26 protein-coding genes are annotated in these 26079 nt (G+C 62.9%); 11 read left to right on the plus strand and 15 right to left on the minus strand.

Translation table 11 applies throughout. The annotated features are described in order from the left end of the window. Nucleotides 1-28 precede the first annotated feature (28 nt). Nucleotides 29-1282 carry a formylglycine-generating enzyme family protein gene (locus PAQ31011_RS00755; RefSeq protein WP_425495070.1) on the minus strand — a complete coding sequence of 418 codons (1254 nt, stop codon included), beginning with the start codon at nt 1280-1282 and terminating at the stop codon, nt 29-31. Nucleotides 1283-1552: 270 nt separating this feature from the next. Between PAQ31011_RS00755 and PAQ31011_RS00760 the strand changes: the two genes are divergently transcribed. The 7 genes from PAQ31011_RS00760 to PAQ31011_RS00790 all read left to right on the plus strand — a co-directional run bounded on the left by PAQ31011_RS00760 (nt 1553) and on the right by PAQ31011_RS00790 (nt 9009). Further along, nucleotides 1553-2512 (plus strand): AAA family ATPase, encoded by a 960-nt coding sequence (locus PAQ31011_RS00760; RefSeq protein WP_150574034.1) that lies wholly within the window; start codon nt 1553-1555, stop codon nt 2510-2512. Nucleotides 2513-2664: 152 nt separating this feature from the next. Beyond that, nucleotides 2665-3570, plus strand: a complete 906-nt coding sequence (locus tag PAQ31011_RS00765) for a DUF58 domain-containing protein (protein ID WP_425495078.1) — start codon at nt 2665-2667, stop codon at nt 3568-3570. Beyond that, entirely contained in the window at nt 3567-4142 is a 576-nt protein-coding gene (locus PAQ31011_RS00770; RefSeq protein ID WP_246179260.1) for a DUF4381 domain-containing protein, read from the plus strand. The genes PAQ31011_RS00765 and PAQ31011_RS00770 overlap by 4 nt, the downstream gene beginning before the upstream one ends. Further along, on the plus strand, nt 4129-5232 hold the full coding sequence (locus PAQ31011_RS00775; protein ID WP_174989840.1) for a vWA domain-containing protein: 1104 nt from the start codon (nt 4129-4131) through the stop codon (nt 5230-5232). The genes PAQ31011_RS00770 and PAQ31011_RS00775 overlap by 14 nt, the downstream gene beginning before the upstream one ends. Then, the gene (locus tag PAQ31011_RS00780; protein ID WP_150574036.1) at nt 5222-6910 is read left to right on the plus strand and encodes a vWA domain-containing protein; all 1689 of its coding nucleotides are present in this window, start codon (nt 5222-5224) and stop codon (nt 6908-6910) included. The genes PAQ31011_RS00775 and PAQ31011_RS00780 overlap by 11 nt, the downstream gene beginning before the upstream one ends. Next, a complete protein-coding gene (locus PAQ31011_RS00785) occupies nt 6907-8334 on the plus strand; it encodes a hypothetical protein (protein ID WP_246179262.1) in 1428 nt (475 codons plus the stop codon). Before PAQ31011_RS00780 ends, PAQ31011_RS00785 begins: the two co-directional genes overlap by 4 nt. Nucleotides 8335-8346: 12 nt before the next feature. Beyond that, nucleotides 8347-9009 carry a hypothetical protein gene (locus PAQ31011_RS00790; RefSeq protein WP_150574037.1) on the plus strand — a complete coding sequence of 221 codons (663 nt, stop codon included), beginning with the start codon at nt 8347-8349 and terminating at the stop codon, nt 9007-9009. Here PAQ31011_RS00790 and PAQ31011_RS00795 read toward each other — a convergent pair. After that, complete coding sequence (locus tag PAQ31011_RS00795; protein WP_174989842.1) at nt 9000-10349, minus strand: MORN repeat-containing protein; 1350 nt, start codon at nt 10347-10349, stop codon at nt 9000-9002. The two genes, PAQ31011_RS00790 and PAQ31011_RS00795, sit on opposite strands and share 10 nt — an antisense overlap. 152 nt (nt 10350-10501) lie before the next feature. Here PAQ31011_RS00795 and PAQ31011_RS00800 point away from each other — a divergent pair, with 152 nt between their 5' ends. Beyond that, the gene (locus PAQ31011_RS00800) at nt 10502-11260 is read left to right on the plus strand and encodes a lysozyme inhibitor LprI family protein (RefSeq protein WP_150574039.1); all 759 of its coding nucleotides are present in this window, start codon (nt 10502-10504) and stop codon (nt 11258-11260) included. Nucleotides 11261-11293: 33 nt separating this feature from the next. Here the strand turns inward: PAQ31011_RS00800 and PAQ31011_RS00805 are convergent, their stop codons facing one another. The 3 genes from PAQ31011_RS00805 to PAQ31011_RS00815 form a co-directional block, all read right to left on the minus strand. After that, nucleotides 11294-12172, minus strand: a complete 879-nt coding sequence (locus tag PAQ31011_RS00805; protein WP_150574040.1) for a hypothetical protein — start codon at nt 12170-12172, stop codon at nt 11294-11296. 138 nt (nt 12173-12310) lie between these two features. Continuing rightward, on the minus strand, nt 12311-13399 hold the full coding sequence (arsB, locus tag PAQ31011_RS00810) for an ACR3 family arsenite efflux transporter (protein WP_150574041.1): 1089 nt from the start codon (nt 13397-13399) through the stop codon (nt 12311-12313). Further along, nucleotides 13399-13920 carry an arsenate reductase ArsC gene (locus PAQ31011_RS00815; protein WP_150574042.1) on the minus strand — a complete coding sequence of 174 codons (522 nt, stop codon included), beginning with the start codon at nt 13918-13920 and terminating at the stop codon, nt 13399-13401. The genes arsB and PAQ31011_RS00815 overlap by 1 nt, the downstream gene beginning before the upstream one ends. Before the next feature lie 84 nt (nt 13921-14004). On the opposite strand from PAQ31011_RS00815, the gene PAQ31011_RS00820 reads away from it, so the two are divergent. Beyond that, nucleotides 14005-14328, plus strand: a complete 324-nt coding sequence (locus PAQ31011_RS00820) for an ArsR/SmtB family transcription factor (protein ID WP_425495079.1) — start codon at nt 14005-14007, stop codon at nt 14326-14328. A 22-nt stretch (nt 14329-14350) separates the two neighbouring features. Here PAQ31011_RS00820 and arsH read toward each other — a convergent pair whose 3' ends face one another. Then, complete coding sequence (arsH, locus tag PAQ31011_RS00825) at nt 14351-15100, minus strand: arsenical resistance protein ArsH (RefSeq protein ID WP_150574044.1); 750 nt, start codon at nt 15098-15100, stop codon at nt 14351-14353. 300 nt (nt 15101-15400) lie between these two features. Here arsH and maiA point away from each other — a divergent pair, with 300 nt between their 5' ends. Next, complete coding sequence (gene maiA, locus PAQ31011_RS00830) at nt 15401-16054, plus strand: maleylacetoacetate isomerase (protein WP_174989844.1); 654 nt, start codon at nt 15401-15403, stop codon at nt 16052-16054. Here the strand turns inward: maiA and PAQ31011_RS00835 are convergent. The 7 genes from PAQ31011_RS00835 to PAQ31011_RS00865 form a co-directional block, all read right to left on the minus strand. After that, nucleotides 16051-16905: a class I SAM-dependent methyltransferase gene (locus PAQ31011_RS00835; protein WP_150574046.1), complete on the minus strand. Its 855-nt coding sequence runs from the start codon at nt 16903-16905 to the stop codon at nt 16051-16053. The two genes, maiA and PAQ31011_RS00835, sit on opposite strands and share 4 nt — an antisense overlap. A gap of 87 nt (nt 16906-16992) precedes the next feature. Then, nucleotides 16993-18204 (minus strand): SAM-dependent methyltransferase, encoded by a 1212-nt coding sequence (locus PAQ31011_RS00840; RefSeq protein ID WP_150574827.1) that lies wholly within the window; start codon nt 18202-18204, stop codon nt 16993-16995. Then, on the minus strand, nt 18201-19007 hold the full coding sequence (locus PAQ31011_RS00845) for a DUF1365 domain-containing protein (RefSeq protein ID WP_150574047.1): 807 nt from the start codon (nt 19005-19007) through the stop codon (nt 18201-18203). Before PAQ31011_RS00845 ends, PAQ31011_RS00840 begins: the two co-directional genes overlap by 4 nt. Next, complete coding sequence (locus PAQ31011_RS00850; protein WP_150574048.1) at nt 19004-20305, minus strand: NAD(P)/FAD-dependent oxidoreductase; 1302 nt, start codon at nt 20303-20305, stop codon at nt 19004-19006. Before PAQ31011_RS00850 ends, PAQ31011_RS00845 begins: the two co-directional genes overlap by 4 nt. A gap of 15 nt (nt 20306-20320) precedes the next feature. Continuing rightward, nucleotides 20321-20914 (minus strand): lipocalin family protein, encoded by a 594-nt coding sequence (locus PAQ31011_RS00855; RefSeq protein ID WP_150574049.1) that lies wholly within the window; start codon nt 20912-20914, stop codon nt 20321-20323. Beyond that, complete coding sequence (locus tag PAQ31011_RS00860; protein ID WP_150574050.1) at nt 20911-22026, minus strand: SAM-dependent methyltransferase; 1116 nt, start codon at nt 22024-22026, stop codon at nt 20911-20913. Before PAQ31011_RS00860 ends, PAQ31011_RS00855 begins: the two co-directional genes overlap by 4 nt. 39 nt (nt 22027-22065) lie before the next feature. Continuing rightward, complete coding sequence (locus PAQ31011_RS00865) at nt 22066-22848, minus strand: DUF1295 domain-containing protein (protein WP_150574051.1); 783 nt, start codon at nt 22846-22848, stop codon at nt 22066-22068. 270 nt (nt 22849-23118) lie between these two features. Here PAQ31011_RS00865 and PAQ31011_RS00870 point away from each other — a divergent pair, with 270 nt between their 5' ends. After that, nucleotides 23119-23769, plus strand: a complete 651-nt coding sequence (locus tag PAQ31011_RS00870) for a carbonic anhydrase (protein ID WP_150574052.1) — start codon at nt 23119-23121, stop codon at nt 23767-23769. Between the two features lie 70 nt (nt 23770-23839). Here PAQ31011_RS00870 and PAQ31011_RS00875 read toward each other — a convergent pair whose 3' ends face one another. Together PAQ31011_RS00875 and argH are read right to left on the minus strand one after the other, a co-directional pair. Beyond that, on the minus strand, nt 23840-24577 hold the full coding sequence (locus tag PAQ31011_RS00875) for an amino acid ABC transporter ATP-binding protein (protein ID WP_281349959.1): 738 nt from the start codon (nt 24575-24577) through the stop codon (nt 23840-23842). Beyond that, nucleotides 24574-26079: an argininosuccinate lyase gene (argH, locus tag PAQ31011_RS00880; RefSeq protein ID WP_150574053.1), complete on the minus strand. Its 1506-nt coding sequence runs from the start codon at nt 26077-26079 to the stop codon at nt 24574-24576. Before argH ends, PAQ31011_RS00875 begins: the two co-directional genes overlap by 4 nt.

Here is a 26079-nt window from a genome sequence, read left to right on the forward strand (position 1 = left end):
TGGCGTGAAGCAGTGAAGCGGTGAAGCGTCAGCGCGAAGGCGTTCCCGACGTCACCGACGCTAGCTTGTTCTCCGACGCCCGGCGCGACGCCTGCCACGCGCTTTCGTCCATCACCAGCCGGAAGCCGAGATGCGACATGCTGTTGTAGGGGTCGGTGCCGCGTCGCGCGCTCGGGCGATAGCTCAGGCAGTACGCTTCGTTACACAGGAACGAGCCACCGCGCGTTACGCGCTTGGGGGCCTGCACGGGCACGCCGGGATCGGCCGGATCCCATGAGTCGGACGGGCCGGTCGGGTTGTCCGCGAGCTTGCTGGCTGCTGCTTCGCGCCGGAATTGATCGGCGCGATACCAGTCGGCGACCCACTGCCAGGCGTTGCCCGTCATATCGGACAAGCCATATCCGTTCGGAGGGAACGTGCCGACCGGACTCGTGCCGACGGCGCCGCCGGCCTTCGGGTTGACGACAGGGAACGGTTGCGCCTGTTCGCCTTCCCAGACGTTGGCCATCTGCTTGCCGTTCGGTGCGAACGATTCGCCCCACGCGTAAGTGGCTTGTTCCAGTCCGCCACGTGCGGCGAATTCCCATTCGGCCTCGGTTGGCAGACGCTTGCCTGCCCACTTCGCATAGGCCTGCGCATCTTCGAACGAGACTTGCACGACGGGGTGATCGTCTTTGCCCGCGATGCTGGTGTCCGGCCCACCCGGATGCCGCCAGTCCGCACCGGGCTCGAAACGCCACCAGCGTGAATAGTCCTGGAGCGGTACTGGCTTGTCGGTGCCGACGAACACCATCGCTCCGGCGACCAGTGCGCTTTCGGGCGGACGCGGCGTGCCCGGCGGCAACTGCACCCTGAGCGTCTCCCAATCCGGCTTGCGCTCGGCGGTCGTGACGTAGCCTGTCGCCGCAACGAAACGACGGAACTGCGCGTTCGTGACGTGATGCGCATCCATCCAGAAGCCGTGAACGCGCGCGGGATGGGCGGGCTTCTCGTTGGGCTGCGCCATGCGGCTGTCGCTGCCCATCAGGAATCCACCGCCGGGAATCCACGCCATGCCCTCGGGGCCACGGACGCCGTCGCCCATCACGACCTTGATATCGCGCGGGCTCGCAGCATCGTTGCGGGTCATCGCCCAGGACATCGCACCACCGGCCGCGACCGAGACGCCAAGCGCTGCCCCTGCCCACAGGAGGAACGTCCGGCGACCGCGCACCGGGGGCGATGCGGCGGGTGCTTTGCCGGATGAGGTGTCGTGTTGCGCGATTCGCTTGCGTCGTGACATGTGCTGAAGCTCCCGCAATACGTGCTGGCGTATCCGGCCCTTTATACGTGGGTATGCGCTAGGCAAACACCATCGCAATGGAAAGAGTGAATCGCCAGCCTGGTGTGGCTTAAAGACTATTATCTAATTTGTGTAAACTCAATTGAAATTTCTAATGCCGTTGGAAATTAATCTTTGACGCGATTCATTTGTTTGCTTAAGGTTTGTTGGGTGTTTGATTGAATCGTGAGTTGTCGAGTTATTTTTAAAGTAATTTAAATTATCGGTATTATGAAAAATACCATTATTGAATTCGAAAAACATATCGGCGATGCCGTTGTCGGGCAGGAGACGGTGGTGCGTCAAATCCTGATCGCGTTGCTTGCTGACGGGCACGTCCTTCTGGAAAGCCTGCCCGGGCTTGCTAAAACCCGCACGGTGAAAGCGATTGCGGCCCGTCTGGCGGTTACGATGCGTCGCATTCAATTCACGCCGGACCTGCTGCCATCGGATATCACGGGTGGCGAAACGCTGCTGCAATCGGGAACGGAACGTGTCCTTCAGTTTCAGCCCGGGCCGATCTTTGGCAATCTGATTCTTGCTGATGAAATTAACCGGGCACCCGCCAAGGTGCAGTCGGCATTGCTTGAGGCCATGGAGGAAAGGCAAGTGTCGGTGTCGGGAAAGACGCACGCAATGGCCGATCTCTTTATGGTGATGGCTACGCAGAATCCGATAGAGCAAGAAGGGACATATCCATTGCCGGAAGCACAAATGGATCGCTTTCTTTTAAAAATACTCATTACGTACCCGACGCCTGAAAGCGAGCAGGCGATGTTGCAACTGCTCAGAAAGGAGACGAAGCGGACTTCGTCTGCCGGCGGGACGTTGTCGCAGGAAGATGTCTTCGCCGCGCGACGCGAAATCGAAGACGTCAGCGTGTCGCCTGCGGTAGACGCGTACATCGTCGCGCTGGTGAACGGCACGCGTCACGGGATCGCCAGCGATGCCGAGCTCTCCCGCTGGATCGACGTCGGCGCAAGTCCGCGCGGGGCCATCGGGCTCGACCGCGCCGCGCGCGTGCATGCGTGGTTGGAGGATCGCAATTTCGTGACGCCGGACGACGTGAGGGCGATCGTGCATCCGGTATTGCGCCATCGTCTGGTGCTGTCCTACGACGCGAACGCCGACGGCATCGACGCCGATCGCGTGGTCGACCGTCTGGTGGAAACGACGCCGGTACCCGCCTGAAATCACGAGCTTCGCGCGGAGCCAGCCGTTGCACCAGTAGCAGAACATCTTCGGGGAGCGTGCTCATGACAGCATCGCCGCCATTGCCTGCCAGCCGTCGTGAAGTCCCCGTCGACACGCTCGGGACGGTGCATGTCGACGTGCCGCATCTGATGCGGCTGCGGTTCCGCGCGCACGGACTGAGCTTCGTCGCGCCTGCACCGGTCAGGAGCGTGCTGTCGGGTAATCACGCATCGCGGCTACGTGGGCGAGGGCTGAATTTCGATGAAATTCGCGGCTACGTGCCGGGTGACGACATTCGACACATCGACTGGCGCGCATCGATGCGCGTGGCGAGGCCGCTGGTGCGTGCTTATACGGAAGAGCGCGACCGCCCCGTGCAGGTGGTCGTCGATCAGCGCATGAGCATGCATTTCGGATCGCAACGCGCGTTCAAGTCGGTCGTCGCGGCAGAGACGGCCGCTTTGGCGACATGGATGGGCTATGCGGCCGGCGATCGTGTAGGCGGCGTGGTCTTCAACGATGCGCGCATCGAGCGGGTGCGTCCCTTGCGAAGTCTGAGCCGGATCGCCCGGCTGTTCGGTGCCATCGCCGAAATGAATGCCGAATTGCGCGCGGACAGTCCGGTGCGGACCGACTACGCGCAGTTGAATCAGGCGCTGGGGCAGTTGCTGCATATGGCACCGCACGATCATCTGATCTGCATCGTGAGCGACTTCGCCGGTGCCGACGCGCGCACACAGGCGTTGCTACGGCAACTGAGCGTGCACAACGATGTCGTCGCCGGACTGGTCTTCGACCCGCTATGGCAGCACGTCGACGAGCGCAGTGCGCTGGTCGTGAGCGAAGGACATTTGCAGGTCGAGCTGCGCGTCGCGAATGAACGGGTGCGTACGCCTGTCGCCGCGTTTTTCAAGGGGCGTACCGCCGAGGTCGCGGAACTGCTGCGCACGAGCGGCGTGCCGTGGATGCCGCTCTCAAGCGCGCAAGCGGCAGTCGATCAGGTGCGCCGGTTGCTGGGGGCGCGTCATTCGGGCGTGCATGGAGGAGGACTGTGAGCACTACGTGGGTTCTTGCCCAGACAACCACCCCGGTCGCCAACGCGCCGAACGACATGCCAGACGACGTGCCGGAGACCATGGACGCCTCGCTGGCATTGACTGGCCTGGACGAACTACCGCTCCCGCCCCCCGCGTCGTACATGCCTCAGACGTGGGGATGGGGCGTGGTGGCACTGCTCGTGCTGCTCGGCATGGCGTGGTGCGGCTGGCGCGCATGGCGGCGATACCGTCGCGATCGATACCGCCGTTTGGCGCTGGCCGAACTCGAAACATTGGTGTCGATGACCCATGATCCCGCACGCCGCACGATGGCCGTCGCGTCGCTTGCCGCGTTGCTCAAGCGCACGGCGTTGGCCGCGTACCCAGGCGCGGGCGTCGGCCGTCTGCGCGGTGCCGCGTGGATCGACTTCCTGAACGGACATCGTGGCCGCTTCGTCGTGGCCGATGGTCATTACCTGGCGATGGCCAGCTATGCACCGCGTGGCGTGGACGACACCCCGCAAAGCGACATCGACGCGCTGATGCAGCGCGCCCGTCAATGGATCCGTGATCACCATGTGGAAGTTTGAGCTGCCGTGGATGCTGGCGTTGTTGCCGCTGCCGATACTGGTCGCGTGGCTCGTGCCGCCGTACCGGGCGATGGCGCTTGCGCTGCGCACGCCGTTTTTTCACGAGATGGCGGATGCCGCCGGTGAGCGCCCGTCACCGGGTGGTGTGCGTTTGCGGCGCAACTGGCTGCAATGGCTGCTGTTGCCGATTGTATGGTTTTTGGTGGTGGTGGCGGCGGCCCGTCCGGTGCATGTCGAAGCGCCGATTACGCACGAGACGCCGGCGCGCGACCTGATGCTCGCCATCGATCTGTCTCAGTCGATGGGTACGACGGACTTCGTCAGCGCGTCCACGGGCGAGCGGACCGACCGGCTGACGGCGGTGAAACACGTGGTGGCCGACTTCATTGCGAAGCGGCGCGGCGACCGTATCGGACTGGTGGTGTTCGGCGACGCCGCATATCCACAAGCACCGCTCACGCTGGACCACGACAGCGTCATGATTCTGCTCGATCAGATGCAGATCGGTATGGCTGGCCCTCGCACAGCGATCGGCGACGCTATCGGGTTGACCGTCAAGCTGCTGGCCGATTCGAAAGCGGCTGAAAAGGTGCTAATTCTGCTGACGGACGGCAACGACACCGCCAGCAAGATTCCTCCGGATCAGGCCGCGCGCATCGCGAAGGAGCACGGGCTGGTGATTCACACCATCGGCATTGGCGACGTCGACGCGACCGGTGAGGATCGTGTCGATCTGGCGGCCTTGCAGCGCATCTCCCATGCGACCGGCGGCCGGTCGTATCAGGCGTTCGGCCGCGAACAGGATCTGGCCGACGTCTACACGCAGCTCGACCGTCTGACACCCGAGCGCATCAAGCAGGAGGTCTACCGGCCGCAGACGGAGTATTTCTGGATACCGCTGGGGCTGGCCTTGCTGATCGTGACGGCGTACCACCTGTGTGCATTGCTCGTCGCGATCATCCGCAGCACGGCCCGCAGAGGTGTGCAGGCGGACGGCGAGCGCAGCGACAGCCAGGCACCCGCACCGGCGAGCCTGCCGACATCCGAAGCGAAGCCCGAGGTCATGGCCGGAGCCACGCATGGAAATTGACCTGAGCGCGTTCCACTTTCTGCGTCCGCTCTGGTTGTGGCTGCTCGTGCCCGCCGCACTGTTGCCGCTGGTCTGGCGACGGCGCAACGACGTTCGCGCACGCTGGCGCAAATTCATCGCGCCAGCATTGCTGGAGCATTTGCTCGTTGGCGATACGCGGACGTATCGGCTTCAGCCGGTGCATACGCTGGCCATGCTGCTGGCTGTCGGCGCGATGGCGGCGGCGGGGCCGACGTGGGAGCAGGTGCGGCCACCGTTCAGTCAGGACAAAGCACCGATGGTCATCGCGCTCGCCCTGAACCGTTCCATGGACGCCAACGACGTGCCGCCCACACGACTGGAGCGCGCGAAGGCAAAGGTGCTGGATATCGCGCGCTCGCGCAAAGGCGCACGCACGGGGCTTGTCGTCTACGCCGGAACATCGCATCTGGTCGTACCGCCGACGGAGGACCCCGCGATGCTCGAACTCTATGTGCCTGCACTCGCCACCGGGCTGATGCCCAAGGACGGCAAGCGCATGGATCTGGCGCTCGACGTGGCCGAGCGACTGCTCGCGCACGATGCCGCGGCCGGCACTGTCGTGTTCATCGGAGACGGTTTCGATGCGACGTCGCGCGAGGCCTTCATCGCAAAGGCGAAAGCCTCGAAGCAGCAACTGCTGTGGCTCGTGGCGGGCACGTCGAAGGGCGGTACCGTGCGCAATGCCGACGGCACTGTCGCCACCGACGCGAGCGGCGTGCCGGTGACTGCCGGATTCGATGCCGACGGCATCCGCACACTGGCAAGCGACGCGGGCATACCGCTGGCGAGCTTGCGCGCTGACGGCGACGACGTCGTCTGGGTGCAGCGCCGCGCGCAGACCTATCTCGCCGAGATGGACGAAGCGCATCGCGAGCCACGCTGGCAGGAAAACGGGTTCTGGCTGGTCGTCCCTTTGCTGTTGCTCGTGTTGCTGTCGTTCCGTCGTGGCTGGACGGTGAAGTGGTTGCCGGTCGTGGTGCTCTCGCTGGCGTTTGCGGCAACGCCGGATGTCGTTCGTGCCGCCGATACCGGCGATACAGCGCCCCAACACGATGGCTGGCGATGGATCGACGCTTTTGCAACGCGCGATCAACAGGGGCGCTGGTATTACGAACGAGGCGACTTCGCAACGGCCGCCGCGCGCTTCGAGGACTCGATGTGGAAAGGCCGTGCCCAATACGCGGCGAAGGACTACGGCGATGCGCTTGCCACGTTCTCGCAGATATTCACGCAGCAAAAAAGCGAGACAGCCGCGTTCTATATGGGCAACTCGCTGGCGCATCTGGGCGATTATGAGGGCGCGATCAAGGCCTACGAGATTGCGTTGAAGTTGCATCCGGGCTGGGCGGAGGCGACCGCAAACATCGCGCTGATGAAGGATCTGCTCAAGGCCGACGAGCAGACGGAGGAAGCGCACCAGCAGCCCTCCCAGGGGCAGGACAAAGAAGATGCGAAAAAGGGGAAGGGCGCACAGCAGACGGTGGTGACGATGGCCCCGACGGAGGACGTCTGGATGCGAGGACTCAACACGTCGCCCGCCATGTTCCTGCGTCAGCGCTTCGAACAGGAGGCTGCTACGCCATCGGTTCCATCGGTTAGGCCCGTGGCGGCCGGGCCGTCAGCATCGGTCGGCGGTGCAAAGGCGGCCGTGCCATGACAAAAATCATGCAGCAGGTCGTGCGGTGCTTGATGGTGCGGATCGCGAGTCTGGCCATCGGACCTTGGCTTTGTGCCACGTGCCTCGCCGTCACCGCAATAATCGCGCCGGGCGCGCACGCCGACGAACCGCCGAAGACGATGATTCGTGCGCATCTCGAACCGGCGGGCAATGTGGTCGCGGGCACGCAGGTGAAACTCGTCGTCGACATTCTGACGACCACCTGGCTGAGCGACGCCCCCGACTGGCCGTTGTTCGACATGCCGGGCGCCATCGTCACGTTGCCGGACGAGCAGGCACGCAACCTCAGCGAGACGATCGGCGACGAGCGTTGGTTCGGCGTGAGCCGCGCGTATCGCATTGCACCGCAGGCCGGGCAGCGATACACCGTGCCTTCGTTCGTGATCCATGTGCTACCGGGCGGGGCAACGGGACCGGTCGCGCTGCACACGCCATCGCTTTCCTTCGTTGCCACGGTGCCACCGGGCGCGGAAGGCATGGCCGTATTCTTCCCGACGAGTGGCCTGAACGTCAGCCAGAAGATCGAACCGTCGCCGTCGCATCTTCAGGTGGGTGACACCGTCACCCGCACCATCACCCAGCGCGCTACGGCGACCGAAGCGATCCTGATTCCGCCTGCGCCATTGGTGGACGTGGACGGTCTCCAACGGTACATGCGACCCGCGCAGACGTCTGACGACCTGCAAGGCAGCCGGGGTCTCGTTGCCGGGGTGCGCACGGACTCGGCGATGTACGTGGTCAACCGGTCCGGTCATATCGAGCTGCCGGCCGTCGAGATCGAATGGTGGAACACCGCGGCGCACCGGCGCGAACACGTTTCGTTGCCAGCGATTTCCCTGAGCGCCCGGGGTGCCCATGAAACGCCGTTGTTCGAGATTCCGGTCGATGCCGTCGGCCGCGCGGCGCATCGAGTGATCGTGCTGAATCGTTCCGACTTGTGGATTGCAGGCGCGGGCCTCGCGTTCGTGTTCGCCCTCGTGTGGGTTGGTCCCCGGCTGCTAAGCGCCGCACGCGGTTCGCGGCAACGCATTGCCACCTGGCGTCGAACGATGACGACCGGGGAACCGCATGCGTGGCGGCAGTTGAAGCGTGCTGCACGAGGCACGTCATGGTCCGCGTTCGTGGGGGCGCTATACGCCTGGCTGGATCGCCGGGCGGATGCGCCGGGCGGGCTGACGATGGAAGGCTCGCAGGACATGGTGGCGCTTCGTGGCGCGGTGTATGCGCGGTATGCACTCGGCGCGCCGCACGATGGCCCCGTCGATCCGCAACTCGCGCAGCGATTGAAAGTCGTCCGCAAGCAAATGATCCGAGCGTCGCGCCGGTCGTCCGCGTCGGACGATCTGCCGCCGTTGTACGCCCCGGTGCCGCCGCACCGCCCCAGCCGTCGCTCTCCCAATTGACGAGGAGCTCCGATGCCACGTTCTTCCCCCCACTTCGACGATGTCACGCTGGGCGTACTTCACGCCGCCGCCCGACGGGCCAACGCAGCACATCGCGAGTCGAACACGGCATTTCTCGACCAGTTCATTCGCGACGCCACCGGCGCAACGCATCGCCTGCACAGCGCACAAACTTACCTTCGCGTATTGGCGGGCGCGGGCATCGAGCGCTTGCCCAGTGCGGGCACGGTGCAGCGGGCGATTACGCGGGCACGGATCGGGCCGGGCGGCATTGCACCGGCGGGCGATGCGATGCATCCCGGCATGCGTGCCGCTGAGCAGCAGACGCTGGCGCAGCACGTCGCGCGGGTCATGGCGCTGCTCAGCCCGGACGGCAGCGGACGCCCGGCAATCGATCCGCCTGCGGATGCCCCGTTCGATGCGATGGATGCCTACCGGCGATTGCAGCGTCTGGAAGGAGAGAATCGCGCGTTGCGCGTGCGCGCAGAGGAACTCACCGCCATGCTGATGGCGGCGCGTGTGGCGTTAGCCGAAGCGCTCAGCCATCACGGGCATCGTGAACGAGGGGAAGCGGGGAGTGGCGGGCGCATGTCCGATGCGCCCGGTGCCGAAACCCCGGGCGCAAGGGATAAACGGGACAAGTCAGACAAGCCGGGCAGGTCGCGTTACGACTGACCCGGCGGCAGATAGCACGTGCCGGTGAAGCGCGTGCCGTTCCACTGGATCTTGAGCGGCATGGCGGGCTCCTTGCACGAGAGCATTTGAAGCTCGCCGAACCGGTCGGCGTGCAGCGACGATTGCTGACCCGGGTTCAGGCCGTACATGCCGGAGTATTGCTTCTCGCACTGCGCCGTATCGCTTTCGCCCTTCAGGCTGGTCACGCACCAGGCGGTGTTCACGATGTAGCCGCATTTGTTGACGATGCCGGTCTCGTAGTCGTACCAACCACCCCAGCCACTCGCGCCGCGCTTTATGCGCACCTGCTCCATGCAGCCTTTGACGGGGGCGGTCGCCTTGCGTCCGGCAAACGGATCGTTGGACGAGGCACGTCCGCCCCCGGATCCTGCGCTTCCTACGCTGCCATTGCCTGCCGACGCCATCGTCGAGACCGGCTGCGCCATCGGCATGGTGCCGCCGCCAGACGATCCCGTTCCTGAAACCGCTTGTAGCGCGGTGGCGGCGGCCTGATATTGCGCGGCATTGCGTCCGCCACCACTGGCGACGCCTTGGGCGGCCGCGCCCAGCAGACCGGCAACGAACGAGAATACGCCGGGGCCGCTATCCGTCGATGCCGCCTTGGTTCGCACACCGTTGGAGTACGTCGCGATGAGTGTGCCGTCCGCCTCGCTGTCGGTTCCCTCGACGATCTTGCTGTTGACGAACTGACCGGCGCGAATCGAGCCGTCCTGTGCAAACACGATCACGCCGTTGCCGCTGAACTGGTTCTTCAGCCATCCGCCGCGATAGGTGTTGCCGTTAGTTTCCAACTGATAGCCTTCGCCGGTCATGTCGCTGTCGATGAAGTCGCCTTCGTAGCGTTTGCCGCTGGCCCAGACATAGACACCCTTGCCGGTGCGCTTGCCCGCGATGAAGTCACCATCGTAGAAGTCGCCGTTGGGCCAGTAGTATTTTGCTTTGCCGGTGCGTCCGTCTGCGGCGAACGGTCCTTCGTAGCGATCGCCGGACGCCCATGTATAGACGCCTACACCCCCGCGTTTGCCATTAACCATGGTGCCTTCGAAGCGCGCCGAGAAGGCGCCATTACGGCTCCACTCCTGGACCCCAGGGCCATCGGCGATACCGCTCTTGTTGCACGGCCCGGTCCAGGTAGAGGTCCACTCAGGACGCTCCTCGGGCTTGGCGTCCGACCAGACCTTGCAGTGATTCGGGCCTTCCGCCTGAATGAATGCGCCTTCTTCGGCGTGTGCGTTGCCGATGACGACAAATAGTCCGACTGCGCTTGCGGCAGCCAGGGCGAGTTTTGCGCGATGGATGCGCTTATATACGCGTGCCATGTTTTCCCCCTGTGTTTTTGTGGTGCTGTTTTGATAGGAGGATAGTCGTGCGCGAGCGTTCGCTTCATCATCCATTTGAGGGATGCTTGATTATTTGCGGCGCAAGCGCTTGAATCCGCTAATCCGTAACTCATTCCGGATCGACGACCCATATGGTGAATCGCCTGCTGCTGTGCGGCCTGCCTGTGCTGGCCCTATGCCTGACTTGTACCGCCATGGCGGCCGACGCACCGGCGTCCGGTGCTACGGCGGACATCGATAAAACGCTCACAAGCTGCCTTGCCGATCCCGAGAAGCAGTCGACCGGCGGGCAGGACGAGTGCATCGTGGATGCCACCCATGCATGGGACGCGCGTCTCAATACGACCTATCAATCGCTGCGCGACGCATTGCCGGAAACGGCGCGCCCGGCGTTGCTCGCGGCGCAGCGCGCATGGCTTGCGAGTCGGGACGCGGATCTGAAGCTCATCGAGGCCGTCTATGCCACCGTGCACGGCACGATGTATGCCCCGGCGAACGCCAACGACGTGATGCGGCTGACACAGCGTCGGGCACAGACGCTCGCACGGTATCGCGACGACGTCTCGTTGGCCGCGTCGGAGGGCACAGGCCCGGCGTCTGCGAAGGTGGCCGGTCATGCTGGTCATGCCCAGAATGCCGAGGTCGACCGCTGGGGCCGTCGCATGATGCGCAGATTGCCGTCAGCGTCGGGCGGTGTCGTTAGAGCGTCGAATGAGAAGTGGCGTACGTTTGCGTCTGCCGAGAAGGGACTGATTGCCGTCGTGTGTCCGTCGGACGGCAATACAAGCGCTTCGAGCGCTCAGGCTTGTCGCAATGTGCAGGCGGCAAATGAGACGGCCGCCCGCGTGCAATGGCTCAAAGGGCTCGATGGGATGATCGGCGCGGACTGATTTGTCCAGACCGTTCGAACGTGGCGTTCGGTGTCACTTGCGTCGGACGCGCACCAGCAGCCACGCCATGATGGCGGTGACAACAACTGTCGCGACAACCGCCTTCCAGACAGATCGGGTGGTGGCCCAAGTGCCGACGGCGACCGCCGCAAAGACTAGAATTGCCACCCATTCCAGCGCCTTGTCGAGCGCGTTGGGATCCCGATACTGATGCTTCTCGACGGTGGGCGGGCGCTCTGTGACCGCCGGACGCGTGCGCGGTGCGCATGCCGGGAAGGCTTCCACCAGCGACCGGCTCGGCCACGGGTTCACCTCGGCGCGCGGATTGCCAGTGCCGGTCGAGCGCCAGACGGCGTCGCTGTCGGCGACGCGGCGGAGGTCTTCGATCTCGTCGGCCAGTGCGGGTTGCACGTGTGTGCCGTGATCCAGCGCCGCAACCTGTTCCAGCTCGGTGGTCATCCACTCGGTGGCGTCGGTCACGTCGGGCAGGCCGCCGGTGCGCACGAGAATGAACCCGCCGTATGCCGTGCCGAGGTAATCGACGAAGGCGTCGAAGATCGCTCGGTAACGTTCCCCGAGCAGTTCGATGACGTGATCGCGCCGACGGGCGGCGCGTTCGAGCGCCAAGGTCTTTGTCGTCACCAGATAGGGGTACTTCGCATCCTTTTCCGCTTGCGTCGCACCTTCCAGAAACTCGTCGATTTCTACGGCGTCGTCGTCCGGGTCGAACTCGTCGATGACGTACGCAAAGTGAATGTCTTCGGCGGAAAAGAGGACTCGCCAGAACAGCGGGAGATAGGCGTTGGCTTCCAACGACGGGCCGTCGGCGGAGAAATACGTCTTCAGTTCGCCCTTACGGCCCTCCGGCATGCGTGGCCACGGCGGACTCTCGAGAAACACTGGATGTGACATTTCTTGAGCCTTCTGCTGAGTTGGTCGGTGCATCAGGAGGTGACACGCCGGGCGTTTCTGACCGAATCCGGCGAGCCGGGGAAATTCTGTCCGAAATGCCCGTGTTTGTCATCCATTTCAAGAACTGATGAATTTCCGTCATTCTGAATCTCGCGAGACTTGTTCGTACCAATGCTTCGAACGATTGACGGCACGAACGACGATGAGCATCAGCGGGACTTCGACCAGCACGCCGACGACTGTCGCCAATGCCGCGCCGGACCGTAGCCCGAACACGCTGATGGCCGTTGCGACCGCAAGTTCGAAGAAGTTGCTCGCCGCGATCAGGCTCGATGGGCCGGCCACGCAATGCGCAACGCCGAGTTTGCGATTCAACAGATAGGCGAGTCCGGCGTTCAACAGCACCTGAACCACGATGGGAATGGCGAGCAATCCGATCACCACGGGATTCGCGACGATTGTGGCTCCCTGGAACGCGAACAAGAGGATGAGCGTCGCGAGCAATGCTGCCATGGAGAATGGCGCGGCAGCCGCCGCGACAGTGTCGAGTGTTTTGCGACTGCGTCTGAGTAAGACGCGACGCAATCCCTGTGCAATCGCCACGGGAATCAGGATATAGGCAAACACCGACACCACGAGCGTCTCCCACGGCACGGTGATTGAGGACACGCCCAGCAGTAGCGCGACGATGGGCGCGAATGCGACAACCATGATGGTGTCGTTCAACGCGACCTGCGACAGTGTGAAGTACGCATCGCCCCGGCAGAGCTGCGACCATACGAAAACCATCGCGGTGCAAGGTGCGGCGGCAAGCAGGATGAGGCCTGCGATATAGCTGTCGAGCGATTCCGCCGGCAACCACGTCGCGAAGAGATGACGGACGAACAGCCAGCCGAGAAGCGCCATCGAGAATGGCTTGACAAGCCAGTTGACCGCTACCGTGACCACGACACCGCGCCAGTGTTCCGTTACGCGCCTCAACGCGCCAAACTCGATTTTTAGCAGCATCGGCACAATCATCACCCAGATCAATGCGGCGACCACGATGTTGACGTGAGCGACTTCAAGCTGAGCCACGATGTCGGCCAGTCCAGGTGCTGTGTGCCCGATGAGCACGCCCACCGTCATACAAAGGAGCACCCAGATCGACAGAAATCGCTCGAAGGCACGCATCGGCGTTGGCGTTGCGGCGCTATCGCCGAGCGTCTGATGAGATGCATCTGTCATCACTGTCCCCTGGCGCGCAGCCGGTTCGCCATTTCCTGAAGGCGTTGTTGTGCGTCTGCCGATTCGAGCTTGTCCAACGGGAGGTCGAGGAACAGTTCGATGCGCGTGCGAAGTTGCAGATACGTCTGAAGAAAGGCTTTGCGGACCTCGTCCGGATCGCCTTGTGTTTGCGACGGATCGGGCACACCCCAGTGTGCTTTGGCCGGATGCCCGGGCCAGATCGGGCAGGTTTCGCCGGCCGCGTTGTCGCAGACGGTGAAGATGAAGTCGATGCGCGGTGCGTCCGGTTGCGCGAACTCGTCCCACGACTTGCTTCGCATCGACGATGTATCGATGCCGCGCGACGACAACAATTCCAACGCATGTGGATTCGGTTGTCCGGCTGGCTGGCTACCCGCGCTGTGCGCGACGAAGCGCTTGCTGCCGAGGTCGTTCAGAATGCCTTCGGCGAGAATCGAACGGGCGGAGTTGTGCGTGCAAAGGAACAGCACGTGGCGCTTTAGGGTGTCTGCTTGTATCATTTGATCTAAAATTCCAGAAATATAGAAATAACGAGTCCGCGATGAATGCGGATGACCTCTATGCCTGACGCTATGCAAACTGTTCTGAACGATACCGACGCCGTGAAGGCCCTTGCTGCATTGGCGCAAGGCAATCGACTTGCCGTGTTCCGGCTTCTGGTCGTTGCCGGGCCGGGCGGGCTGAGCGTCGGCAACATCGCCGAATCGCTGGGCCTCGCCAACGCCACACTGTCCTTCCACTTGAAAGAACTCGCAAACGCCGGGCTGATTACTGCACGGCAGGAAGGCCGGTACATCTACTACGCAGCGGCCATCGACAAGATGAATGCGCTGATCGGTTTCCTGACCGAAAACTGCTGTGGCGGAGTGCCAGGGCTGTGCGAGCCGGTGTCGCCGCGCAAGTGCTGATGTGACGACGACGGGCCCTGCCTCACCGGGCGTTCGGTGAGGCGCCGAGGGCGATGCTGGACAGATCCGTGACCGGATCCATCGGCGTTCCGGCTTCCACGCGCTCGCTGTAACGATCGACCAGATAATCGCGCTTGCCGCGCAGCAGCAGCGTGAACTTCACTAGCTCCTCCATCACGTCGACGACGCGGTCGTAGTAGGCCGACGGCTTCATGCGACCCTCCTCGTCGAACTCCTGAAACGCTTTGGCCACCGACGACTGGTTCGGGATCGTGAACATTCGCATCCATCGGCCGAGCTGCCGCAATTGATTGACGGAGTTGAATGACTGCGATCCGCCACTGACCTGCATCACGGCGAGCGTGCGGCCTTGTGTCGGACGGATGCCGCCCATCGAGAGGGGAAGGTGGTCGATCTGATTCTTGATGACGGCGGAAATCGTGCCGTGCCGCTCCGGGCTGCACCAGACGTGGCCTTCGGACCAGAGCGACAGGTCACGAAGTTCTCTGACTTTGGGATGGGGCTCGCCAGTCGTCTCGTCGGGCATCGGCAGACCGCGCGGATCGAAGATACGGACTTCTGCGCCCATCCGTGTGAGGAGTCGAGCCGCTTCCTCGGTGACCAGACGCGAGTAAGAGCGTTCGCGCAAGGAGCCGTACAACATCAGGATGCGAACCGGCGGATCGCCGCGCAGGCCGAGCCGGGTAGCGATGGTTTCGTCGAGATACTCCGGCTTCAAAGCAGCGGTCGTCTGAGGTGGCACGATTGACATGAGGGTCTTGAGCGTTTTGTTTGATGTTTCCAATAATATGGAAATATAGAATTCAACGCAAGCAATCCATTGAGCGGGCAGGGGTTTGTCAGTGGCTGGAGGGAAAGCGGAGGCGCCGATGCTGCGGAGGTCGTCGCCCGTGGTCAGCGTGAAGGCGCGTGTCGATTTCGTGCTGTTTATTGCAAATGCAATTGTCGGATGGCATCATCTCGTCAAATGAATTGCAAATGCAATCGTATGAGGGGGAGCCTTTACGGTGCATTTGTATCTCTTCGACGGCACGACGATTGGACTATCGCAATGACAATTCAGCTCTATGGCTTCTGGCGTTCCAACGCTGCGTTTCGCGTGAAGGTTGCGCTTGCACTGAAACAGCTCCCGTATGAGGAAATCGAGGTCGATATTCTCGCGGGACGGCAGTTCGACACCGATTACGCGGATGTCAACGCGGAGCGCGTGGTTCCGACCCTGGTGCACGACGGCCATCGTGTCTTTCAGTCGATGGCGATCATGGAGTATCTGGACGAGATTTTCCCCGAGCCGAGATTGATGCCGGTAGATGCACGAGACCGCGCGTATGTCCGTGCGGTCGCGCAGGTGCACGTGGCGGATTCACACCCGTTTGTCGTGCCGCGTGTTCGCAAGCATCTGGCGCAAACGTTCGGCGTAGGCACGGATGCCGTCGAGGCCTGGTGTGCGCATTGGGGGAGGGAAGGGCTGGCGACGTACGAGCGGATGCTGATGGTGCGCCCGGCGGCGCCGTTCGTCATCGGCGCGACACCCACGCTCGCGGACATCTGCATCGCCGGTCAGAGAATCATTGCCGATCTGTATCAGGTCGACATGGACGAATTTCCGCGGGTGGCCGAATTGACGAAGCGCTGCTTCGAGATGCCGGAATTTGCCGAGGCGCATCCGTTCCGGCAACCGGGGTATCGTGCGGTGGAGATTTAGGCTTCGGCGGGCGTGGCGGGTGCATCGGCGGTGAAGAAACGATCACGCATTTCTTCGAGCCCCAGCGACGCCAGCACACTTTCCAGACGCTCGGCGGGCCGACGACGCGGCAGATCCTTGTACTGGGCGATGATCAGTTCGTTTTTCATCGAGTGTTCCCAGCCGACCAGTTCGGTCACGCTGACCTGATAGCCATGGGCTTCGAGTTGCAGGCAGCGCAGCACGTTGGTGACCTGGCTGCCGAATTCGCGCGTGTGCAACGGGTGACGCCAGATTTCCGTCAGCGCGTTGCCGGCCAGTTGCTGGCCCTTGTGTTTGCGCAGTACGGCGGCGACTTCGGCCTGACAGCAAGGGACGAGCACGATGTGGCGGGCTTGCTTGGCGAGCGCAAAGCGGATGGCGTCGTCCGTTGCGGTATTGCAGGCGTGCAGTGCGGTGACGACGTCGACCGTTTCGGGCAATGCCGGCGAGGTAATCGAATCGGCGACGGACAGGTTCAGGAACGACATGCCCGGAAAGCCGAGGCGTTGCGCCAGCGCCGTGGAGGTCTTGACGAGTTCCTCACGGGTTTCGATCCCGAAGATATGCGAATCGTCTGCGAGCGCCTTGAAGAACAGGTCGTAGAGGATGAAGCCCAGATAGGACTTCCCGGCACCGTGATCGACGAGCGTCAGGCGGCCGTTGTCGTTCTTGACTTCCTGGAGCAGCGGCTCGATGAACTGAAACAGGTGATAGACCTGCTTGAGCTTGCGGCGGCTGTCCTGATTCATCTTGCCGTCGCGCGTCAGGATGTGGAGTTCCTTGAGCAGCTCGATGGACTGACCGGGACGGATTTCGTGGGTATTCGACATGGGAAACTGAATAAGCTGCGGGAGGCAATGCCGCCCGGAAACCGATAGTTTACCGAAAATGGGGGGAATGCTCCCGATGTGACCGAGTCAGCCGTCGCGGGTGACCAGAAAGTGATTCACGTCGACGCGCCGTTCGTCGAACGCCGCTTCGCAATATTTCAGATATAGGCGCCACGTGCGGATGAACGATTCGTCGAATCCCTGTGCGAGGACCTCCTCGATTCGGGACGAAAACGCTGCGTGCCACAGATTGAGTGTGCGTGCGTAGTCAGGGCCGAACGTCAGTGTCTCGCGGGCATGCAAGCCGCCGCTTCGCGCAGCGGCGACGAAGTGCGGCACGCTCGGCAGCATGCCGCCCGGAAAAATGAATTCCCGAATGAAGTCGCTGGATTCTCGATAGGCGTCGAACGCCTCGTCCGCAATCGTGATGGTCTGGATCAACGCGCGGCCACCAGGGCGAAGGCGCTGCGCCAGTAGGCTGAAGAACGACGTCCAGTAGGCTTGCCCGACCGCCTCAAACATTTCGATGGACACCACGGCATCGAACTGTCCCCGAACGTCACGGTAATCGGTGAGCGAGACGGTTGCCGCGTGCGCCAGACCGGCGTCGGCGATCCGGCGGCGCGCGAGCGCCAGTTGCTCCTGCGACAGCGTGATGCCGTGGACCGAAATGCCTTGCCGTGCCGCGTGCAGGGCAAATCCGCCCCAGCCGCACCCGATCTCCAGTACCTCGTCGCCAGAACGTAATCCAAGCGTATCGATAATGCGTTGGTACTTGGCGCACTGCGCGTCGGAGAGCGAGCGTTGCGTGTCGCCCTCAAACAGCGCACTCGAATAAGTCCAGGTCGGGTCCAGCCACAGCCCGTAGAACCGGTTACCCAGATCGTAATGCGCATGAACGTTACGCTGGCTGCCCGTCCGTGAGTTCCGGCGCATCGCGTGCCGCAGGTGAAACCAGATCCGGCTCAATCGCGATCCGACGATCGGTCTTTCAATCGAGGACCGATTGCGTAGCGCCAGGCGCAGCAGTGCGGCGATGTCTGGTGTATCGACCCACCCCGAAATATAGGCTTCAGCAAAGCCGATATCGCCTGCGCGCAGGATCTGGCGACAGGCTCGCCAGTCGTGGATCTGAAGCGTGGCACCGGGCGAGTCGCTGGATTGACCGAAAACTTGTACCGAGCCGTCGGGTGTCACGAGTGTCAGATGGCCCGTGCGAAGACGCTGCAATAGGGCACAGAATACGCGGGCACCCAGCGGGACTGTGGCGTGAGGGGAAAGAAGGCGAAGCAGGGTCATGATCTGATTTCCTGATCGGAGGGCAACTTTCCGTGGAACGGCACGCCTTTGCGCCATAGTCGCAGTGCCTGCCAATGAATTCGAAAAACGACGCTCAGGGCATTGAGCGGCGCACCGAGCATGGCCTTCAGTACTGCCACGCCGGTGAGTGGCTCGGCATGCATGCCGATGGCCGTTTGCAAGATCCGCTTGTCGTCCACGGAGTATTCGATGCAGACCGACCACACCCGCCCGTGTCGGTTGACGCGAAACGCATACTGTCCTTCGATCCGGCAGAACGGGGAAACGTGAAATTCCTTGCGGCATTGGAGTGCGACATCGCCGCGAATGGGGGCCGCGCCCGGCGCGCACAGCAAGTAGCCGTGATGGTGGCCGAACGTGTTGTTCACATCCGCGTAGATCGCGCGCAGGTCCCCAGCGCGATCGTGGCAATACCAGAAGCTCACCGGGTTGAACGCGTAACCGGCGATGCGCGGAATGGTTTGCAGCCAGATGACACCGTCGGCAGGAATCGCGGCCTCGGCGAGACGCTCACGCATCCACACGTCCAGCGAACGGCCGTCTCTCGGTCCGTAGTCGGCCGACTTCAGGCTCAGAAGGCGACATCGGTCCACGGCGAACCACCAACGTACCAGCGTGTTCATTCGCGCAACATCACAAGAAATCTGAAACAAGGGGTATGTGAACCGGTGCGCTACGGGGTAAAGACGCTCGTGCATGACGCGCCCTTTGAGCAGCCAGGCGGCCGGGGCGTTCGTCGGATCGGTCGCGTTGGTTCGGGCGGTCGGGGCGGTCGTATTCATAGGGAGGCCCACGGCGGCAGAACATCGAAATCGCGAGCGACACGCAGCGCGGATTTGAGGCCATCCTCGTGAAACCCATAACCGCTCCACGCCCCAGCGAACCAGGTGCGCCGACGGCCCTGCAACGCCGGAAGTTGCAACTGTGCGTCCACTGCGGCGAGATCGAGTAGCGGATGTTCGTAGGCATATCGGCCGAGCACCGTGGACGGCGAGGGCTCCCGTACCGGGTTGAGCGTCACGACAACTGGCGTGCTGAATGGCAGGGCCTGGAGCTGATTGATCAGGTAGCTCACGCAAACGGCGGGGGCGTCGGCGGTCGCGCGGCTCGTATGGCTCACATAATTCCAGGCCGACCACACGCGTCGGCTTCGGGGGAGCAACGTCGCGTCGGTGTGGAGCACGGCAATGTTGGGCTGATAGCGCACGCTGCCGAGTACGCGGTGTTCCTCGGGGTCGGCGTCTGCAAGCAAACGAAGACTCGTCGGCGTATGGCTTGCCATCACCACCGCGTCGAAGCGTTCGGTCTGTGCGTCGCCAAAACGGATCGTCACGCCATTGCTGTCGCGCGCCACTTGCCTCACCGGCGTGCGCAGTCGAACGTCCTCCAGCGTGGCGGTAATACGCCTGACGTACTCGCGGCCGCCACCGGCGACCGTGCGCCATTGCGGTCGATCCCGAATTTGCAGCAGGGCGTGATTCAGACAAAACCGCAGGAAGGTGACCGCCGGAAATCGCAGAATATCGCTCGCGCGGCTTGACCAGATTGACGCCGCCATGGGCAACAGGTAGTGCTGCTGAAACGGCTGCCCATACCCATGCGCGAGCAGCAGTTCGCCGACAGACTGCCGTTCGCTCGATGCGCTCTCGAGATGTCGTTGCGCCGCGGCATTGAATCGCACGATGTCACGCAGCATGCCGAGAAAACTCGGCGAACAGAGGTTCCTGCGTTGCGCGAAGACGGTATTCAAATTGGTCCCCGCCCACTCGAGCGCGCCGCTGCCGATGGAGACGGAGAACGACATGTCGCTGGCGATGGACCGCACGCCAAGCTCGTCGAAGAGTGCGATGAGGTTCGGATAAGTGCGCTCGTTGAACACGAGAAAGCCCGTGTCGACGGGCGCGTGCCTGCCGTCGAGCTCGACATCGACGGTGTTGGTGTGGCCGCCCGCGTATTCGCCCGCCTCGAATACCGTCACCCGATGCTTGCGCGCAAGCAGATAGGCGCTCGCCAGCCCAGAGATCCCTGCGCCGATCACCGCAATTCGTTGGCCAGGAGGCAGAACCGTCGTTGGACTCATTGCACGATCTCTCCGTCAGTCGGATCCGTTGGATGGGGCAAAGCCGGGCTTCCCGAGTTGCTCCGGCAACTGCGGCACGCGTCGAAAGCGCGATGTGTCGTAGCCCATGGCCGATAAGCGCATCAGTAGCGAGCGATACGTTGCGTCGTCCATCGTTGGGGTCCGCGAAAATATCCAGCCCAGCGATTTGTCCGGATAGCCGAGTAGCGTGTAGCGGTAATCCGGGTCCACGTACAAGGTGAGTTGTGAGACATAGATCGGCCAGAAGAGCCGCACCCGCCAATGGCCGCCGCCGCTGCCGGGCACGACGCTGTCGACGAATTGGTAGTGACTCTCGGGTTGGTCGAACCCGCCTTTGCGACCGTAGAAGTGATCGTCGATACGCCCGTCTTCGCGCAGCGTCCACTCGGCCCGGCTGGCGACGAAATCGCGCTCGGCGAAATAAGGAATATTGGCAATGACATACCAACGGCCCATATAGCGTGGCAAATCGACCGCAGCGACCTTGAGCGGCACGTCGGCGAGCGGATTCGGGTTGGGCTGAGAGCCGGAGCAACCGGTCAGCGCCGCGAAGACGAGTGCCGCGCCTGCGGCCGAATGTCGAATCACGGCGTGCCTCCGACGGTCGTTCCACGCTTTTCGAACAGGTAATGGCCCACGCCCCACGCTTGGCCCCGGGCGTAGCCGAACAGCTCCGCGACAGCCATGTAGAACATGCGCCAGCGCTGAAATTGCAGACGAGCCTGCGCCCCGTAGGCCGCCTCCAGCAGCGGCATCGTCTTCGTCTTGGAGGCGTCGAGCGCGTCGCCCCAATCGTTGGCCGTGCGCGCGTAGTGCTGCCCATCGACCCACCACCGGTCGGTCAGGCGTAGGTCGTCCTGGAAGTGAAGCAGCAGGTCGGCGCTCGGCATGGTGCCGCCGGTAAAGAAATGCCGCGACATCCAGTCGGAGCCGTCCCGATCCTGGAAGTGATAGGCCAGATAGCGATGCGCGAAGATATGCACGAACAACATTCCCCGATCGTCGAGCCAGTGCGCGATCTTCTGCATCAACGCACCGTAATTCTTCATGTGCTCGAACATCTCGATGGAAAGGACGCGGTCGAAGTGCGCAGGGACGTCGTCGGAGAAATCGAAGTCGGCGACGTTGCCCGTCACAATCCGAAGGTTGCGCAGCCCTCGTTTTGCGGCCGTCGCTTCGATGAACCGTCGTTGGCCGTGGGAATTGGAGAGCCCGACGATTTGTGCGCCGGGGTACCGCTCGGCCAGCCACAGCGCGAGCGATCCCCATCCGCAGCCGAGATCGAGGATGCGTTGTCCGTCGGCGAGCTGTGCGCGCTCGGCATAACGCGCCAACATCGCCCGTTCGGCCTGTTCCAGCGTTGTCTCCTCGTGTTCGTAATAGCAGCAGGAGTACTTCATCGCAGGACCAAGGTGCGCCTGGAAAAATTCGCTCGGCACCTCGTAGTGCTGTGCATTGGCGTCCTGAGATGCAATGGCAATAGGACTCGCGCGCAGTTCTTTCACGAGCGCCGCCAGCGCCGACACGCTGTGTTCAACGTGGGACGCGTGCTCCTGCCTGAGCCGTTGGCGTATCAATCGGCGCATTCCGGCGCGCAACAGCGCGCCGGGCACCACACCCGACTCACAAAGCCGGATCAATCCCGATGGTTCGGCAGCGCTGGGGCTGATCGAAGGCGGCTGCGTAAGAGAGACAGTCATAGTGTCGTGCTCCGGGCATGCGGATGTTGATCAAGCCGATTACGGCTGGCGAGAGGCTTTCGGCGGCCAGGGGACCAACGAACTGGTGGTATTCATGTACTCCCGGTAGGCCGGGCGGGTGGCCATCAGGTGCGCCTCCAGTAGCGGGATGCCCGACACCTTGAGCAGCAGCCATGCCATGAGGAGCGGGGGAAAAAGCGTTGTCCATCCCCAAGGAGCCGAGATGGAGAGCGCGGCGTAGCTGCACCAGTGCAGGCATTCGAAGAAATAATTGGGGTGACGCGAGTACCGCCACCAGCCTGCGCGGCAGACCTGTTCCCGATGTGCGGGATCGGATACGAAGCTGCGCAACTGGTGATCGGCAGTCGTCTCTCCTGCGATCGCACTCGCCCAGACGAGCGCCGCGACGCCCATATTCAGAGGGGAGGGGGCCTGTGCACTGAATGCCGGTACAAAAAACGCGACCGCGAGCAACATTGCAATCACGCCCTGGAGTTGGAAGAACCAGAACATGTTGCGGTCGGCCGCCGCCGCCCATCGTTCTCGGAAGGCCCGGTAGCGTGCGTCTTCCGGCTTGCCCCAATTTCTACGCCACAGATGCATGGCCAAGCGCGCACCCCAGACGCCACCGGCCACACCGACGAATATCCGGTTGAGCGCATCCCCGGTGCCCCGTAACGCCACGAAAATGGCCACTGCGGCCAGTGCGGCAGCCCAGATGGGATCGACCATGCCTGCGTTTTTCGTCCGTTTCTGCAATAACCAGGCCAATGCGAAGGTGATGATCAGTCCGCATAGGGTTATCACGGCAGTCGTTAGCATCGGTGACATTTCCGGCCGGTGAGTGTCGTTGCGATGTATACGAAGAAAGGGCGTCGCCGGATGCACATTTGACGCTTTTTTTTGAATTCGGCGGTCGTCGCGCCGTGTGCCCGGCACGGGCACCGGGAGCAAGCAGCCCTCGTGGTCGACGACCGGGGGGCAGGGCATTGGGCTTGTGGAGGCGGATGAGGGATAATGGGCGCAGGTCGATGGCAGATCAGGGTGCAAAACGATCGCCGTCGCACCGACGTGTTAACTCAGAGATTTCCTATGCGTGACATCATTGACGGCTTCCTGCGTTTCCAGCGGGAGGCCTTTCCTCAGCGCGTCGAGCTTTTCAAGCGACTTGCCACGAGTCAGAACCCCAAAGCCCTCTTTGTGACTTGTTCGGATAGCCGTGTCGTTCCGGAGCTGCTCACGCAGCGCGAGCCCGGCGAGCTATTCGTCATTCGCAATGCCGGCAACATCGTTCCGTCATACGGACCGGAGCCGGGAGGCGTTTCCGCCACAGTCGAATATGCGGTTTCGGTACTGGGTGTACAGGACATTGTGATCTGCGGCCACTCGGACTGTGGTGCGATGGGCGCGATTTCACGCTGCACCTGCCTCGACCACATGCCTGCGGTGGCCAACTGGCTACGTCACGCCGACGCGGCGAAGGCAATCAATGCCGCGCATTCCTACGACACGCCCGGTGCGAAGCTCGACGGGCTGGTCAGGGAGAACGTGATTGCCCAGTTGGCGAACATTCGCACGCATCCGTCGGTGGCCCTTGCGCTTGAGCAGGGCCGTATGAACCTGCATGGATGGGTGTACGACATCGAAACCGGCGGCATCGACGCGCTTGACGGTGAGACCCGCAAGTTCGTCCCGCTGGCCGACTCGCCGAATACGGTGGCCGTCGCGTCTCGCATTCGATAATGAGAGACGTTGCGCAGCGTTGTTCGACGCTGCGCAACCCCCAAGTCGGTACGAATTGGCGCGACGCGGTTCAGCGCAACACGCTGCTGAGAAACTGCTGCGTTCGCGCTTCCTTCGGCGCGCCGAAAATCTCGGCGGGAGAGCCGCTCTCGACGATTCGCCCATGGTCGAAGAAGATGACCCGATCGGCGACCTCCCGGGCAAAGGCCATCTCATGCGTGACGACGATCATCGTCATGCCGTCGCGTGCCAGATCGCGCATCACGCCCAGCACTTCGCCTACGGTTTCCGGATCGAGCGCAGAAGTCGGTTCGTCGAACAGCATGAGCTTCGGCTTCATCGCCAGCGCCCGCACGATTGCGACACGCTGCTGCTGCCCGCCAGAGAGCGATACTGGATAAGCGTTCGCCTTGTGCCCCAGCCCGACGCGCTCCAGCAGTGCATGCGCGGTCCGCTCGGCGTCGGCCTGCGTCATTCGTCCCAGCTTGACCGGTGCCAGCGTGATGTTGCGCAAAATGGTCAGGTGCGGGAATAACGTGTAATCCTGAAACACCATGCCCACATCCTCGCGCAGCCGCGCCATCGCCCGATGGTCGCGCACGTTGGTGGCGGCGTCGCCGAGCGTCACCGTGCCGTCGGTCGGCGTCTCGAGACTGTTCAGGCAGCGGATCAGCGTCGATTTTCCCGATCCGCTCGGTCCGATGACGACCACTACCTGTCCTGGATAGACGTCGAGGTCCACGCCGTTGACCACCTGATGCGGACCGAAATGCTTACGGAGTCCGCGAATCGAGAGCAGCGCGTTCATTGCAGTCCCGCCAGCGCGCGGGTGGCACTTTGCAGTGCCTGCCGGGCATCCGCCAGACGGGTGTGCCATCCGGCGAGGGTCGTGCGGGCGTCGTCGAGCCTGACCTGCGCGTCTTCCAGGTGCGCGCGCAGGGTTTGCGGGTTCGGGCTGCCCGCCGACGCTCGCCCGGCGACATTGCTTGCCGGGTCCAGACAGGCACGTACCGAGGCGGCGTCAATGCCCAGCGGCGCACCGAGCTGCTCGCGCGCCGCGGCTTCGACCATGGCGACATCGATCCTGTCGGCCGGCACGCCTTGGTCCATCGCGCTGCGCACCACCGACCCGACGACATGATGCGCGGCCCGGAAGGAGAGGTCGTGTTCGCGCACCATATGGTCTGCCAGCGCGGTCGCAGTCGAGAAGTCTTCGGCGGCTAGTCGGCCTGCACGCGACGCGACCGGTCGCGCCGTGCGCAGCACGAGTTCGAGCAGTTGCAGGCAGCGGATGGCCTCGCGCGCAGTGTCCCAGAAGCCCTGGGTGCCTTCGCGACTGGCGTCGCCGGAGTGGGTAAAGTTCGTACCCTTGATAGCCATCGCGCTGGCCATCAGTGCGGCGACGATCTGTCCGGTGCGTCCTTTCAGATACTCGAGCACGACGGGATTCTTCTTCTGGGGCATGATGCTCGACGTCGTGGCGACACTGTCCGGGAATTCAATCAGCCCAAATTCGTGCGTGGTCCACACGAAGTAGTCTTGCGCGACGCGGCTCCACAGCACCGCGAGCAGGCTCAGGTCGGCAATGCTCTCCAGAACGAAGTCGCGCGAGCCCACAGCATCGAGCGCATTGTCCACGAACGTATCGAAGCCAAGCAGGTCGGCGGTGCGCTGACGGTCGATCGCGAACGGTGTGCCAGCGAACGCTGCGGCCCCGAGCGGGGAGACGTTCATGTTCGTGAGTGTATCCATGAGGCGACGGGTGTCGCGCTCAAGGGCCTGTGCGACCCCTGCGAGATAGAACCCGTAGGTGATCGGTTGCGCCGGTTGCAAATGGGTGTATCCGGGCATGACGATGTCCGCGTGATGGGCGGCTTGCACCAACGCCGTTTCGCGCACGCGCAACAGGGCGTCGACAAGATCGAGCAGCACGGCGCGTCCGCGCAGACGGTCGAGCGTTGCAAGAATGTCGTTGCGGCTTCGCCCCGTGTGCATCCGTCCGCCGACGTCGGCCCCGACGTTGTCCATCAAATGCGCTTCGTAATTGAAATAGCTGTCTTCCCGGCTCGGATCGAGCGGTACGGCACCCGGGCCTGCGTCCTCCATCGCGAGAATGCCGCGCGCCAGTGCCGACGCATGTTCGGGACGAATTAGCCCTTGTTCGGCCAGCATCACGACATGTGCCTTGTTGATGTCGCCAAGCGGGACGAAGGTTTCGTCGAAACCGTCGAGGCGAGGTTTGAAGATGATGTCGTTGACTTCGGGCGCGGCGGCTTCGGTGAGCCGACGACTGACTTTGGAGGTGGACAT

The sequence above is a fragment of the Pandoraea aquatica genome, from assembly GCF_902459565.1.
In the GTDB taxonomy this organism is placed as follows: Bacteria; Pseudomonadota; Gammaproteobacteria; order Burkholderiales; family Burkholderiaceae; genus Pandoraea; species Pandoraea aquatica.